Origin of the sequence: Streptomyces oryzae (assembly GCF_017676365.1) — a bacterium.
In the GTDB taxonomy this organism is placed as follows: Bacteria; Actinomycetota; Actinomycetes; order Streptomycetales; family Streptomycetaceae; genus Streptomyces; species Streptomyces oryzae.
The window spans coordinates 12,233-26,873 of record NZ_JADKMA010000005.1; the positions used below are offsets into that span (position 1 = coordinate 12,233).

Annotated in this window: 10 protein-coding genes; 4 read left to right on the forward strand and 6 right to left on the reverse strand. The window is 72.8% G+C overall.

Annotated elements, in window-relative coordinates; genetic code table 11:
• Window positions 1-149 precede the first annotated feature (149 nt).
• The 3 genes from ITI46_RS01585 to ITI46_RS01595 all read right to left on the reverse strand — a co-directional run bounded on the left by ITI46_RS01585 (window position 150) and on the right by ITI46_RS01595 (window position 6,125).
• On the reverse strand, window positions 150-1,793 hold the full coding sequence (locus ITI46_RS01585) for a DUF5719 family protein (RefSeq protein WP_209237396.1): 1,644 nt from the start codon (window positions 1,791-1,793) through the stop codon (window positions 150-152).
• On the reverse strand, window positions 1,790-5,578 hold the full coding sequence (locus ITI46_RS01590) for a glycosyltransferase family 2 protein (RefSeq protein WP_209237398.1): 3,789 nt from the start codon (window positions 5,576-5,578) through the stop codon (window positions 1,790-1,792). Before ITI46_RS01590 ends, ITI46_RS01585 begins: the two co-directional genes overlap by 4 nt.
• Before the next feature lie 283 nt (window positions 5,579-5,861).
• Window positions 5,862-6,125: a WhiB family transcriptional regulator gene (locus ITI46_RS01595; RefSeq protein ID WP_004952403.1), complete on the reverse strand. Its 264-nt coding sequence runs from the start codon at window positions 6,123-6,125 to the stop codon at window positions 5,862-5,864.
• Between the two features lie 834 nt (window positions 6,126-6,959).
• Between ITI46_RS01595 and ITI46_RS01600 the strand changes: the two genes are divergently transcribed.
• The 3 genes from ITI46_RS01600 to ITI46_RS01610 are packed head-to-tail and all read left to right on the forward strand — an operon-like array spanning window position 6,960 to window position 9,977.
• The gene (locus tag ITI46_RS01600; protein WP_209237400.1) at window positions 6,960-7,481 is read left to right on the forward strand and encodes a cysteine dioxygenase; all 522 of its coding nucleotides are present in this window, start codon (window positions 6,960-6,962) and stop codon (window positions 7,479-7,481) included.
• Window positions 7,482-7,518: 37 nt separating this feature from the next.
• On the forward strand, window positions 7,519-8,523 hold the full coding sequence (gene cofD, locus ITI46_RS01605) for a 2-phospho-L-lactate transferase (protein WP_209237402.1): 1,005 nt from the start codon (window positions 7,519-7,521) through the stop codon (window positions 8,521-8,523).
• Entirely contained in the window at window positions 8,523-9,977 is a 1,455-nt protein-coding gene (locus ITI46_RS01610) for a coenzyme F420-0:L-glutamate ligase (RefSeq protein WP_247745307.1), read from the forward strand. The genes cofD and ITI46_RS01610 overlap by 1 nt, the downstream gene beginning before the upstream one ends.
• A 48-nt stretch (window positions 9,978-10,025) precedes the next feature.
• Here the strand turns inward: ITI46_RS01610 and ITI46_RS01615 are convergent, their stop codons facing one another.
• The 3 genes from ITI46_RS01615 to ITI46_RS01625 form a co-directional block, all read right to left on the reverse strand.
• Window positions 10,026-10,943, reverse strand: a complete 918-nt coding sequence (locus tag ITI46_RS01615; protein ID WP_372451825.1) for a DNA-3-methyladenine glycosylase family protein — start codon at window positions 10,941-10,943, stop codon at window positions 10,026-10,028.
• Window positions 10,944-11,017: 74 nt separating this feature from the next.
• Window positions 11,018-12,100, reverse strand: a complete 1,083-nt coding sequence (manB, locus tag ITI46_RS01620) for a mannose-1-phosphate guanylyltransferase (protein ID WP_209237405.1) — start codon at window positions 12,098-12,100, stop codon at window positions 11,018-11,020.
• Window positions 12,101-12,296: 196 nt separating this feature from the next.
• Complete coding sequence (locus ITI46_RS01625) at window positions 12,297-13,754, reverse strand: peptidoglycan recognition protein family protein (protein ID WP_209237407.1); 1,458 nt, start codon at window positions 13,752-13,754, stop codon at window positions 12,297-12,299.
• Between the two features lie 78 nt (window positions 13,755-13,832).
• Here ITI46_RS01625 and ITI46_RS01630 point away from each other — a divergent pair, with 78 nt between their 5' ends.
• Entirely contained in the window at window positions 13,833-14,588 is a 756-nt protein-coding gene (locus ITI46_RS01630) for a TIGR03089 family protein (RefSeq protein WP_209237409.1), read from the forward strand.
• Window positions 14,589-14,641 lie beyond the last annotated feature (53 nt).

Here is a 14,641-nt window from a genome sequence, read left to right on the forward strand (position 1 = left end):
CCCGGTCCCGCCTGCGCCGTCCGCGCGCCGCCCTGCGCCGTCCGCCCCGCCCGCGCCGTCGGCGCCCGGCAGACGGTCCACAGGGCACACGGGCCAGGGACTCACCTGCCGGGCTCACATCCGGGCTCACCTGCCGGGGCTGTCACGGCTCACTTGTCGTCGTTCAGCACCGACAGGTCCTGCGCCGACTCCGGGACCGCCACCGTGCTCCTGTCGTCCGGGAGCGTCTGCACAGTGAAGGCCGGAAGGCCCGACTGTTCGCGCTCCAGAGTGCGCGAGCCGTACACCGGACCGCCGGAGACGCGCTCCACCGTCAGGGCGTAGGTGCCCTTGGCGCCCGTGGGGCGGGGCGGGGTGATCGCCTTGGTGGTGTGGCCCTTGATGGTGACGGTGGTGCTCTTGGGGCTGCCGCCCCCGCTGCCGGGCGACGCGGTCACCCGCACCTTCGCTCCGGCCTCCGGCGCGGTCAGCGCGAGAGTGGCACCGGTCGCGCTGGTGCCCGCGGCAGTGGCCCGCTTGTGCACCGGCGCCGTGGCGGGGATGAACGCCGTCTCCTGCTTGCCGCCCTTGCCGCGGAGGACCCGCGCCGCCGCCACCACACCGGGTGCGTCCTCGCCGCCCTCAGCGGGAGAGAGCACCAGCGAACCGGCCTCGCCCTTGGTGAGGTCCTTGAGATCGACGGTGGTGGCCATGCCCGCCTTCACGTGCAGCGTCTCGTACCCGGCGGGGCTGATCAGCCCGGAGCGGCCGGCGAGCTTCACCTTCAGGTCGGCGTCTTCGTCCCCCGGCACGAAGACGGCCAGCCGCACGGAGGCAGCGTCCTTGGGGATACCGGGCAGCACCACGCCGGGGCTGGGGTCGGTGGCGGGCGGCAGCCAGTCGCCGCCCAACTTGCGGTCCGAGGACTGCACTTGCGCCCCCACCCGGCCGGTCCGTGCGGTCACGTGCAGCGTCACATTGGTGACCGGTTCCGCGGTGAGGGTGGACAGCAGCACGGGGACGGTCGAGTGCGGCGGGACGGTCACGCCCTCGCCTGCGCCCTGGCCGGCCTTCTCCTTGCCCTTCTTGCCGTACAGCTCCAGATCGACGACCGCGCTGGTGCTGTCCGGATTGGTGAGGTGGACATAGTCCTGCCGGTCCTCGGCGGTACTGGCGCCGGGGAACCAGAACGAGGTGTCGGGGGCTGTGCAGGAGGTGCCCTGGAGACCGCGTCCGGAGCCGGCACCGATGGTCGTCGTCTGCTGCACCGTCCAGCCGGGTGCGTAGGGGCCGTCGGCTGTGCCGGTCAGTGCGGGCGCTTTCGGGTCCTCCGTATCGGCGGTCACGGGCGTCCCTGGGCTGCTGAGGGGGAGGAAGGGTTTTCCGCTTCCCTGGTCGGCGGTCTCGCCGTCCTGACCCTTCTGCTTCTCCTTGCTCCCCTGGTCGCCCTTTTCACCCTTGTCTTCCTTGCGCTCCTTGCCCCCCTTGTCCTTCTTCCCGTCCTTGGTGTCGCCCTTGTCGTCGTCCGGGCTCTGCGGGGTGTCCGTCTCGGCGCGTTCGGCGGGATACAGGGCCGCGCTGCCCTTCTTGCCGGGGCCGCCCTTGGGCGTGAACGCCTCGTAGGAGGTCTCCGCGACGTCGGACGAGCTCGGCTGCGGGCAGACCAGCGTGGAGCGCTCCACGGGCTTGTGAGCGGCCGCCTTGACGCTCTCGCCGCCCTGCGCCGCCTCGTCGGGTACCGACAGCGCGGCAACCCCGGTCACCGCGGCGAGCGCGACGGCGACGGCTCCGAAGCTGAGGACTGTGCGGTTCACTGCTGCTCGCTCCCGTTGCCGTTGCCGTACGTGTCGTAGCCCTGCTGGTAGCCGTAGGGGTCGGCGGGCTGCTGGGCCTGCCAGTCCTGGTAGGGACCGGGCTGCTGCTGATACGGGTCGTACGCGGACTGCTGGTCGTAGGAGGGCTGCCCGTAGGGCTGCTGTTGCTCGTACGACGGCTGCTCGTACGACGGCTGCTCGTACGACGGCTGCTCGTACGACGGCTGCTCGTACGGCTGCTCAAACGACTGCTGCTGCGGAACCTGGCCGTAGGAGGGTCCCCCATAGGCGTCGTAGGAGGGCTGCTCATAAGGGGCCGGCTGGCCGTAGTCGGCTTGTTCTCCGTACGGCGGCTGCTGCGGCACATAGGGCTGCTGCCGGCCGTACGGGTCGTAGCCGGGCTGCTCCGGCACAGGTGGCGGGCCCTGCGGTGCGGGTGGCTCCTCGGGTGCGGGCGGCGCCTGGGCCGCTTCGGCGGCGGCGCGGAGCCTGCGGGCCCTGCGGCCGTCCCCGGCGGCGGACGGCTCAGGGGACGGCGGGGCGTCGGGGAGGTCGTCGTCGACATCGCGACGGCGGCCCGGCAGCGCGAGGACGAGAACGACGAGCAGCAGGAAGCCCTGCGTCCACACCCAGGCCGTGTGCGTGAGCGGGGTCTCGTGGCCGAGCTCCAGCCTGCCGCCCTCGGCGGGCAGTTCGAAACCCTGTGCCCAGCCGTCGACGGTGACGCTCTTGAGGGGCTTCCCGCCGAGCGTGGCCTGCCAGCCCCCGTCGGCGCGGTCCGCGAGCCGCAGAACCCTCCCCGAGGGGCCGGACGGCAGCGTCGCGTGCGAGGTGACGGGCCCGGCCGGCACGGCCACGGGGGCGGTCACAGCGCCGCCCGCGCCGTTCTCCTGCTCGCCGGGCACGATCGAGAGGCGGGAGACCTGCCGGTCGACGCGCCACAGCGCGCTGCCGTCCGCCTGGCTGAGCCGGGTCAGCCCCGGCGTGGCGTCCAGCGTGCGGCTCATCTCGCGCGAGGCGCCGTCGCGCAGCAGTACGTACCGGACGGCGTAACCGCCCAGCTGGCTGGACTGGTCGGCACCGGAGCCCGCGACGAGGTTGGAGACCACACCGTCCAGGCGCGTGTCGTCACCGTCGGCTGCCACGAGCTCGGCGTCGCCCAGCCGGGCGCCGGAGCCGCGCGCCAGGGTGTACGTGACACCAGAGGCGCCCTCGGGCTGGTCGAGCACCAGAGTGCGGGCCTGGTCACTGGTGGTGCTCTCCTCCGCGACGAAGGCGGGCACCTGCACCGGGTCGCGCCGCGAGAGCGGGCCGTCGGCGCCGCGCACCATCCAGCCGAACGCGGCGCCCAGCGGTGCCAGCACACAGGCCGCGGCGATCAGTGCGGCCACCGGCTGGCGCCACCCGAAGCTCTGCGCCGCCACCCGTTCCTTGGCCCCCTCGGCACCGACCGCGGCGGCGCACAGCAGCGCGAGCCCGTAGACGAGAGTGGCGGGCCCGGCCCAGGCCGAACTGTTGGACAGTGCGGCAGCGAGAAGCGCGGCCAGCGCGGCGACCCAGGCAGCCCGTACGGCGAGCTGCCGTTCGGTGCGCAGCAGTGCCGCGAGTCCGGCCGGCACCAGGCCGACGAGGAACAGCCCGTCAGTGGTGCCAGGACCGCCGGGCGAGAGCATCAGCAGATCGAGGGCCGAGGCCGCACCCGTGCCGTACTCCAGGCCCGCCTCGCCGAGGAACCGCCCTGGGTCGGTGAACAGCGACAGCGACCAGGGAGCGAGCAGCACCAACGGCGTCACCAGGACGGTGCCAAGCCGGGCGGCGAGCGCACCAAGAGAGGCACCGTCCGCCCTGCGCACTCCGAGCGCAGCGAGGGCCAGCACGGCGGCGAGCAGCCACACCACAGGAGTGAACGCCATGGTGAGGGTCAGCAGCAGCGCGTACGCCCACGCCGCCCGCCAGCCGCTCCTGCCGCGCAGCCCGCTGACCGCCACGGCGGCCCGGGCCAGCAGGGGCAGCAGCACGGCGAGCACCGCTGTGCCGATACGGCCCTGGGCGAGCGCACCGGTGGCGGCGGGCAGGAACGCGTAGGCGACGCTCCCCCAGGCGCGCACCAGCCGGGAGCCGACCAGTGGGCGGGAGGCGAAGTAGGCGGTGACACCGGCGAGCGGCACGGAGCACACCAGTAGCAGCGTCAGCGCGAGGCTCGTACTGCCGAACAGCAGTGTTGCGAAGGTGGCGAGGACGGCAAGATAGGGCGGCGCCGACTGGGTGCCGCCCGTGCCGACGGGATGCCAGCCCTCCGCGTAGCGCGCCCACAGATCCGACACTCCGTCGGGCACCGGCAGCAGCGCCCCGCCCGCCAGTGCGCCACCGCCGAGCAGTCCGCGGCAGGCCACCAGGGAGACGATGAGCAGTACGGCGAACAGCACGGGGCCCGGCTTCTGTGCGAGCCGCCTGAGGCGCGCGAACTGTTCGACCTCCAGGAAGTCCGCGTCCTCGCCCCCCGGGCCCGACTCGACAGCGCCGTGCCGGCCCCCGGCGGACGATTCCGGCTCCGAGCGTCCGGTGAAGTTGCTGGTGACCTGTTCCACCGTCGCCCGAAGGGTGGCTCCGGGCGGCGGGAAGAGCGGGCGCAACTCCTTGTGCGTGACTGCCGGCCTGCCCCGCCTCCGGCGCGCCGTCAGGATGCGCCCGCCGAGCAGCAGCGTGCCGGACAGTCCGGCGATCTCGTCCAGTGCCTGTCTGGGCACCTTGCCCACCAGATAGGCGAGAGTGCGCAGCAGCGTGCCGACAACGAGGCGCAGCAGTACCCACGGAAGCAGCGCGCCCGGCATGTTGGCGAGCAGGGTGTAGACGGCGCCCGCCTTGTCGACGCGGTGCGGGCTGGCGCCGCCCCGGCTGGCGCGCCCGACGCAGTCGACCGGGCGGCGTTCCCGCGAGGCCGCCTCGGCATGCCGCATCACCGCGTCCGGCGCCGTCAGCACCCGGTGTCCGGCGGCCTGGGCCCGCCAGCACAGATCGACGTCGTCCCGCATCAGGGGCAGCCGGCGGTCGAACCCGCCGAGCTGGTCGAAGACATCGCGGCGGATGAGCATGCCGGCCGAGGAGACGGCCAGTACGGGGCGCACCTGGTCGTGCTGGCCCTGGTCCTGCTCGCGCCGCTCGATACCCGTCCAGCGGCGGCCGCTGTTGGCGATGGTGACGCCCGCCTCCAGCAGCTGTCTGCTGTCGTACCAGCTGCGCAGCTTGGGCCCGGTGACGGCGACCGACGGATCGGCGTCCACGACGCGCAGCAGCTGCGCCAGGGTGTCCGGCTCGGGCGCGCAGTCGTCGTGCAGCAGCCACAGCCACTGCACGGGCTCGCCGTAGGGCAGTTCGGGCATGTCGTAGGCGTCGTCGCGCCAGGTGCGGTTGACGGGGTCCCAGCCGCTGGGCCGCTTGAGGTAGGGCAGGTCGTCGGGGGTGAGCCAGCGCGCTGTGCGGGCGGCCTCCTCGACGGCGGTGCCGAAGCCGGTGCGGCGCGCCATGTGCAGCACGCGCTCGGCGCCGAGTGCTTCGGTGAGCAACTGGGCGGAGTTGTCCGCACTGCCGGTGTCGGCGGCGATGATGTTCTGCACCGGGCGGCTCTGCTCCTGCAGCCCGCGCAGCGCGTCGGGAAGCCAGCGGTCGCCGTCGTGGGCGACGATGACGGCGGTGACGACGTGCCGGGGGAACTCGGGCGGCTCCACGGAGGCCAACCCTGCTGCGGCCGCCTCGTAGTGGGCCGCCATGTGGCTGTGCACGGACATCGAGGTAGGGGCCCTCCCCGGGGTGCCGGGGCCTCGCGGCAGTGCCGCGGTCGGCTGCAAGCCCCCGGAAGACGCGTATCGGAGCGGTGAACGCACTCCCTTGGCAGGGCGGTGCGTCGCGGACGGCCCCACACTAACGGCTCGTCCTCACGCGTCCGGCGGTCCGTCGCAAGTGCCCCGGGCGGGCTCCTGGTTGCCGGGCGGGCGGTGCACGGGGCACGGCCCGGATCGCTGGGGTGTTGCCGGGCCATGACCGGGTCGGTCGGTTCCGTGCGGAACCGGGTCAGACAGCAGCTTTCTTCAGGCGGCGGCGTTCACGTTCGGACAGGCCGCCCCAAATACCGAAACGCTCGTCATTGGCGAGCGCGTATTCGAGGCATTCGGAACGGACCTCACACGCAAGACAGACTTTTTTCGCCTCACGGGTAGATCCGCCCTTCTCGGGGAAGAACGACTCCGGGTCGGTCTGAGCGCACAAGGCGCGCTCCTGCCAGCCCAGCTCCTCGTCCGCCTCTTCGACCAGCAGTTGTTGGAACAGCTCGGTCATGTGCGCCCCTCGATCCGTCTCTTCGACCCCGTGATGCTGTCGTTATCGAACCCTCTTGAACGACACGAGTGAAATTACAAGTGTGCCGATCCGGGGCAGTCAAGCCGAGATCTGCTATTGAGCCCGTTATTCACCCGGCGGAACCAAGCCTTCGCAGTAAGTGTTCAAATCACTACGAACTATGACACTCGCGCTCGGAGCCGGGGGGTTTTGCCCGACTCCTGATTTCAGAACGCGATGACCTGCGGTCGCGTTCCGCACCACCCCTCGGATGGCCCTGATCACACTCTGATCACGGAAGTGCAACGGCCTACAGGCGTGGCTGGGGCGCCACCTCTCCGGCGCCGGACGGCACAAACCTTTCGCCGCCGACAGCAGCCGGAAGGGATGAAAGATTCGCCACAAACGCGACAACAGGTTGACACCTGGGGCACGGGGGCGCTGTTCTGGAGCGCATGGCAGTGACCTCTGAGACCCGTACGGCCCGTGGCGCCCTCGCCGCGCGGCCTGCCGGGGGCGCGTCCGCGCTCCCCCGCGCCGCTTCTCACGTCCTGGAGCCCCACCGCTGTCGCTGTCCGCGCGGCTGTCACGGAGGCTGTTGCTGAGGTCGGGCGCCGCCTGAGCCTGGCGTCGAGCCCGCCGCCGTCGAGCATCCGCTCCGGCTGAGCGTGCCGCGTCCCTCCGCACCCCCGCAGCGCCCTTCGCGCACTCTCCGCAGCGCCCCTCGCGCACTGCACAGCCGTGTCCGGCCCCCCGCCGGAGTCGGCATCCGCTTCCTTCCGGCTTCCGGCCGGCTCCCGTACAGCCGGCCCTCGTACAAAGGCACTCCCGCACGTGAACAGCGACCTGGAAATCGCGGGCGACCTGCTCGCCATTCCGCACCTGCTCCCCCCTGCCCCCGCGCATCCCGCCACCGTGGCGGACTTCGCCGGGCTGATCCGTGAACTCGCCGCCGACCGCGCCGCCTGGGCGCCGCTGGTGCGCTACGACCCGACCCTGCGCTGGTACCACCGGCTGCGCACCGGCCCCGGGTACGAGGTGTGGCTGCTCAGCTGGCTGCCCGGGCAGGGCAGTGGACGGCACGATCACGGACGCTCGTTCGGCGTGTTCGGCGTACTCGAGGGCGAGTTGACCGAACACGCAGAAGGCAAACGTGTGCACAGGCGGGACAAGCGGGTGCTGAGTGCCGGAACAGTGCGGGTGTTCGCGCCCGGATATGTGCACGAAGTGGTCAACGACGGGCTGGACCCGGTCGTGAGCGTTCATGTCTACGCACCCGGACTGACCGAGATGCCGCAGCACTGCTCCGTGGGCGGCGGCGCGGCGCGGGATGCCGCGCTCGATGCGCTGACCTGATGTCGGGCCCGGCCACCGGGCTGCGAGACTGGGGCCCATGCAGCGCATTGTGGTTCTGGCCGGGGGCATCGGCGGTGCCCGCTTTCTGCGCGGGCTCAGGTCCGCGGTGCCCGACGCGGAGATCACCGTCGTCGGCAACACCGGTGACGACATCCATCTGTTCGGCCTGAAGGTCTGCCCCGACCTCGACACCGTGATGTACACCCTGGGCGGGGGCATCCACGAGGAACAGGGCTGGGGGCGGGCGGACGAGAGCTTCACGGTGAAGGAGGAGCTGGCCGCCTACGGAGTGGGCCCCGAGTGGTTCGGGCTGGGCGACCGGGACTTCGCCACGCACATCGTCCGCACCCAGATGATCTCCGCGGGGTATCCGCTCAGCGCCGTCACCGAGGCACTGTGCGCACGCTGGCAGCCCGGGGTGCGGCTGCTGCCCATGACGGACGACCGGGTCGAGACGCATGTGCTGATCGACGACCCGGAAGCGGAGAGCGGCGCGGGCGGCCGAGGCGGCGAGGACGGCAGGGCGGGCCGCAAGGCGGTGCACTTCCAGGAGTACTGGGTGCGGCTGCGCGCTTCGGTGGACGCACACGCCGTGGTGCCCGTCGGTGCCGACGCCGCCAAGCCGGCACCCGGTGTGCTGGAGGCGATCGCCGGGGCCGACACCATCCTCTTCCCGCCGTCCAACCCCGTCGTCAGCATCGGCACGATCCTGGCCGTGCCGGGCATCCGGGAGGCCATCGCCGACGCGGGCGTGCCCGTCGTCGGGCTCTCGCCCATCGTGGGCGACGCACCGGTGCGCGGCATGGCGGACAAGGTGCTGGCGGCCGTCGGGGTGGAGACCTCGGCGGCGGCCGTCGCCGCGCACTACGGTTCGGGCCTGCTGGACGGCTGGCTCGTCGACACCGTGGACGCGGGTGCCGTACAGGCGGTCGAGGACGCGGGCATCCGCTGCCGCGCCGTACCGCTGCTGATGCGTGACGAGCAGGCCACCTCCGAGATGGCGCGGCGGGCGCTGGAGCTGGCCGAGGAGGTACGGGCGTAATGGCCGCGGTGACAACAACGGAGGCGGCGGACCCCGCGGACCACGCGGAGCCGACGGGCGCCGGCCTCGCCCCGGCTGCGGAGACGGTGCACGGGGACGGGCGCGGGGACAGCAGCGTCCCCGGCACCTCCTACGAGGTCTGGGCGCTGCCCGGCATCCCGGAAGTGCAGCCCGGCGACGATCTGGTCGGGCTCATCGTGGACGCCAACGCCGCTCCCGGCGCGCGTGGGCTGATGGACGGCGACGTGCTGGTCGTCACCTCGAAGATCGTCAGCAAGGCCGAGGGCCGAATCATGCAGGCCGACGACCGCGAGGCGGCCATCGACGCCGAGACCGTACGCGTCGTCGCGCGGCGCGGTCCGGCGCGGATCGTGGAGTCCCGGCACGGCTTCGTGATGGCGGCTGCCGGGGTCGACGCCTCCAACACGCCCAAGGGCACCGTGCTGTTGCTGCCCGAGGACCCGGACGCCACGGCCCGGCAGGTGCGGGACGGCGTGCGGGACGCGCTCGGCGTCACCGTCGGCGTCGTCGTCACCGACACCTTCGGGCGGCCCTGGCGCGAGGGGCAGACCGACGTGGCGATCGGGGCCGCCGGGGTCCGCGTCCTGGACGATCTGCGCGGCAGTGTCGACATGTACGGCAACCCGCTGGGGGTGACCGTCACGGCCGTTGGCGACGAACTGGCGGCGGCGGGCGAGCTGGTGAAGGGCAAGGCCGGCGGGCTGCCGGTGGCGGTGGTGCGCGGGCTGTCGCGGCATGTGCTGCCCGCGGACGGGCAGCACGGCGACGGCCACGGGGCGACGGCGCGGGCGCTGGTGCGCGACGCCGCCAACGACATGTTCCGGCTGGGCACTTCCGAGGCCGTCCGCGAGGCCGTGCAACTGCGCCGCACTGTACGGGAGTTCACCGCCGACCCGGTGGACGGGCAGGCGGTGCGGCGCGCGGTGGCCGCCGCCGTGACCGCGCCGGCGCCGCACCACACCACGCCGTGGCGGTTCGTGCTCCTGGAGAGCGCCGAGTCCAGGACCCGGCTGCTGGACGCCATGCGGGACGCCTGGATCGCCGATCTGCGCGGCGACGGCAAGAGCGAGCAGAGCATCGCCAAGCGCGTCCGGCGCGGCGACGTGCTGCTCAACGCCCCCTGTCTGGCGGTTCCCTGCCTGGTGATGGACGGCTCGCACACCTATCCGGACGACCGCAGGAACGCCGCCGAGCGGGAGATGTTCGTGGTGGCGACGGGCGCCGGCATCCAGAACTTCCTCGTCGCGCTGGCCGGCGAGCGGCTGGGCTCGGCCTGGATCTCCTCCACGATGTTCTGCCGCGACGTGGTGCGCGAGGTGCTGGACCTGCCCGGGGACTGGGACCCGATGGGCGCCGTCGCCATCGGCCACCCGGCGGCCCCGCCACGGCAGCGCCCGGCGCGGTCCGCCGCCGACTTCGTCGTCGAGCGCTGAGCCGACGCCGTCCCTGAGGCCCTGCAGGGGGCTGCCGTTCCTGCGGCCCTACAGCGGGGCTATGTTCCCCACCGGGAAGCGGGGCTGACGGCGCGGCATGCGCGGGCCGCCCAGCAGGACGAGGAGGCTGGCGCGGTGCCGCTGTCCCTCGTAGGGGGCCAGCAGTTCCAGCATGCCGTCGTCGTCGGTGCCCCGGGCGCCGGTGAGCGCGTAGCCGACCAGACGCGGCAGATGCAGATCCCCGACCGTGATCGCGTCGGGCTCCCCGTTCGAGCGCTGCAGCACCTCGGCCGCCGTCCAGGGGCCGATTCCGGGGATGGCCTGGAGGCGGGCCAGCGCGTTTTCGAGGTCCATATGGGCCGCCTCTTCCATCCGGCTCGCCCGCTGGAGGGCGCGCAGGATGGCGGCGGAGCGCTTCTGGTCCACCCCGGCGCTGTGCCACTCCCAGGAGGGGATGCGCAGCCAGTCACGAGGGTGCGGCATCACCCAGAGGTTGGGGTGCGGCCCCGGGGCACGCTCGCCGAATCTGCGGACGAGCAGCAGCCAGGCGCGGTACGCCTCCTCGGTGGTGATCTTCTGTTCCAGGACGGTGGGGATCAGCGCCTCCACCACCCGCCGCGAACGGATCAGCCGCAGGCCCGGGTTGCGGCGGTGCGCCTCGTGGGTGACGGCATGGTGCGGAACGAAGGCGTCCGGGTCGTCCTCGGCGCCGAGCAGCGCGGGCAGCCCGTCCAGCAGCCATCCGGCGCCCGGGCCCCACGCCTGGGCGCATACGACGCCGTACGTGCCGCCCCGCTGTACCTGCACGCGCAGCGTCGCCGGGCCGTCGGGCGTGCGGGTGCCGCGCCAGATCGTGCCGCCCTCGGTGCGGTACGTCGGGTCGTACGGCCCCCGGCGCAGCACGCGGAGGCTGCCGTGCAGGTCGTACGGGCCCGGCGGGGTCCAGGTGCGGGTGAGTGGCGACACGGGCAGCAAGCGTACGGGCCGGCACTGACAGCCCGGTCCTCCGGCCGCATAAGGCTGTGGGGGCTGCTGCGCGACTACTGGTCCGAGGAGAAGCGCACCGCGCCGGCCGGTATCCGGGCGTCGCACCACACGCGGATACCGCCGCGCAGTTCGTTGCCCTCGCCGATGACGGCCCCGTCGCCGATGACCGCACCGTCCAGCACGGTGTCGGCTCCGATACGCGCGCCGGCGCCGATCAGCGAGTCCCTGATGCGCGCTCCGGGTGCCACTACCGCACCGTCCAGCAGTGCACTGCCGTCGATCCGCGCACCGGCTCCTACCTCGGCTCCTGCCCCGGCGACGGTGCCACCGGTGAGCTTCGCGTCCCCGGCGACTGCTGCGCTCTCCAGGATCAGCCGCTCACCGCATCGGCCCGGTACGGCGGGCGAGGGCGCACGCCCCAGTACGAGGTCGGCGGAGCCGCGTACGAACGACTCCGGGGTGCCGAGGTCGAGCCAGTAGGTCGAGTCGACCATGCCGTGCAGCTTCGCCCCGGCCGCCAGCAGCCCGGGGAAGGTCTCCCGCTCCACCGAGACGGGCCGCCCGGCGGGGATGGTGTCGATCACCGAACGAGTGAAGACATAGGCACCGGCGTTGATCTGGTCGGTGACGATCTCCTCCGGCGTCTGCGGCTTCTCCAGGAACGCCGTCACGCGGCCCGTACCGTCCGTGGGGACGAGCCCGAAGGCGCGCGGGTCGGTCACCCGCGTCAGGTGCAGCGAGATGTCGGCACCGGCCCGGGTGTGCTGCTCGACCAGGGCGCCGATGTCCAGGCCGGAGAGGATGTCCCCGTTGAAGACGAGCACTGGTTCGTCGGGGCGCGAGTAGAGCCGGGAGGCGACATTGCGGATGGCGCCGCCGGTGCCCAGCGGCTCCTCCTCGGTGACGTACTCCAGGTGCAGCCCCAGTTGGGACCCGTCTCCGAAGTACGGCTCGAACACCTCGGCGAGGTAGGAGGTGGCCATCACCACGTGGTCGACACCCGCGGCGCGGGCCCGGGCCAGCTGGTGGCTGAGGAAGGGCACGCCCGCGGCCGGGACCATGGGCTTGGGGGTGTTCACCGTGAGCGGACGCAGCCGGGTGCCCTTGCCCCCGACCAGAAGGATCGCTTCTGTCACCTGTTGTCTCTGCTTCCTGCCGGGGTCCGCCGGCCGCCCTTCGGGTGGCCGGCGGACAGTGTATGCAGACACGTACGGACGCGTGGGCGGCCCCGTATGCCCGTCTCCGGCAGACGCCGACGGCGGCTCGGCGGTTCACCGGCGCGGCTGCTGAGCCGGTGGCGGTCCGGCGGTGGACCGGCGGTGGACCGGTGGCTCAGCGGCCTTGCAGACGGGCCGCCGCGGTGCGGATCGCGCCGAGCTTTCCGTAGAGGCGGGCACCGGGGCAGTCGGTGACATACCCGTCCTTGTGCCCGGACACCGTATGGAAGCTGACCTTCTGTCCCTTCCTGAACTTGTTGCCGCCACCGGACTTGAGCCAGGTCTTGCCGTCAGCACCGACCCCGAAGAGCCCGAGCTTCCAGGCGGTGAGCTTGGCAACGGCGTCGACGGCGCGCTTGGAGGGCCTGTGCTTGTCGAAGGAGCCGAGGACGGCGATGCCGGTGCTGTTGCTGTTGAACCCGTAAGTGTGGGCTCCCATCACGGGCTTGGCCACACCGCCGGCCCGGCCTTCGTAGATGGTGCCGCACTTGTCGACGAGGAAGTTGTAGCCGATGTCCCGCCACTTGCTGCTCTTGACGTGGTAGCGGTACATCGCGCGGATGATCGAGGGCGCCTGCTTGCACGCGTAGACGTTCGACATGGCTGTGTGGTGCACGAAGGCGGCCTTGACGGTCTTGGTGTAGGCGTGGCCGGCCTCGCGGAGCTTCTCGTTGGCGCCCCAGCCCTTCCGGGTGACGATGCGCGGGCGCGGGCCGACCAGCGACTGGCTGGTCGGGTACCGGGTCTGGGTCGCCTCCTTGGAGAGCTCCGGCAGCACGGTGGCGCCACTCTCGGTCTGGGCGGTCGGGGCCCCGGTCTCGGCACCGGTGCCGGGGTCGGCACCGGGGTCGGTCTTGGGCTCGGCGCCGGGGTCGGTGCCCGGTTCGGTGCCGGTCACGGGTTCGGTGCCGGTGTCGGCTCCTGAACTCTCGTCGGCGGAGCCATCCGAGCCCGGGGCCTTGTCGGGGACAGGGGCCTTGTCGGGCCCGGAAGCCTTGTCGGGGCCCGGGTCGACCAGTTCCAGGCGGAGCCCCCGCGGCAGCGGCTGCCGCAGGGCCTTCCGTTCCGGCAGCACGCGGGCCTCGACCCCGTCGGAGGGTCCGACCCACAGCGGGGCCGTCGCGCCCCGGGCACGGCTGCCCTCGTCGGCGCCCCGCGCGCCGCTGGGGTGGACGTCCAGCGCCTGCCACCCGGACCAGCGGCCGGTGTCCGCGTTGCGCGTACGGACCTGGATGCGGCCGGGCAGCGCTTCGTCCGCGCGGTCCCAGACGGCGCCCACGAGGGAGTACGGGTGCACCGTGCGGGCCGCGAGGCGTACCGCTGAACCGCTCTCGCCCGGCGCACGGGCGCCGGCCGACTCCCCGGCCGCCCCGGCGAAGCGGAGCGACTGGGTGTGGCCGGGCATTCCGGACGAGGTGGAGGAGGAGGGCGAGGACTTGGACGGGGAGGGGGCCGAGGACGCCGGCGAGGCCGGTGAGGGGGGCACCGCGGCTGCCGTCGTGAGGGGAGCGAGCGGCAGCAGGAGGGCCGCCGCGCCCGCGACACCGATCGATTGAGCGAGATTCGCACGCATACCCATGATCATGGACATATGTGACTATTTCTGTCTATTGACGCACCGCCAGCTGGGCGCCCGCGTACGCTTGCGCGAATGAACGACTCCGACCGCACCCCCGCCGACCTGCTGCGGACCGCGCTGTCCGACGACCCGTCACGCCCCCTGGTGACCTACTACGACGACGCCACGGGTGAGCGCGTCGAGCTCTCCGTCAAGACGTTCGACAACTGGGTGGCGAAGACCGCGAACCTCCTCCAGGACGAGCTGTCGGCCGAGCCGGGCGACCGGCTCGCGCTGCTGCTGCCCGCGCACTGGCAGACCGCCGTCTGGCTGCTGGCGTGCTCCTCGGTGGGCGTCGTCGCCGAGCTGGGCGGCGACGCCGCCCGCGCCGACCTGGCGGTGAGCGGGCCTGACACGCTGGAGGCGGCCCGCGCCTGCTCCGGCGAGCGGGTGGGGCTCAGCCTGCGGCCGATGGGCGGGCGCTTCCCGCAGCCGCCGGACGGGTTCGTCGACTACGCCGTGGAAGTACCGGGACAGGGCGACCAGTTCGCCCCGTATGCACCTGTTGATCCGGACGCGCCCGCGCTGGTGCTGCCGGAGGGCGGCGAGCTGACCGGCGCACAGGTGGTGGAGCGGGCGCGGGCGGACGCCATGGCGCGCGGGCTGGGCCCCGGCGCGCGGCTGCTGTCCGCACTGCCGTACGACGGCTGGGACGGCCTCAGCGCGGGACTGCTGGCGCCACTGGCGGCGGGCGGCTCCGTGGTGCTCGCGCCCCGACTGGAGCGGCTGGACGCGGCCTCTCTCGAGCAGCGCAAGGAGAACGAGCGGGTGACGCACACCGCCGGGTGAAGCCAGGACGGAGCCCGCACCTCCGCCTGCGGGGCCGGTGGTCCGTACAACCT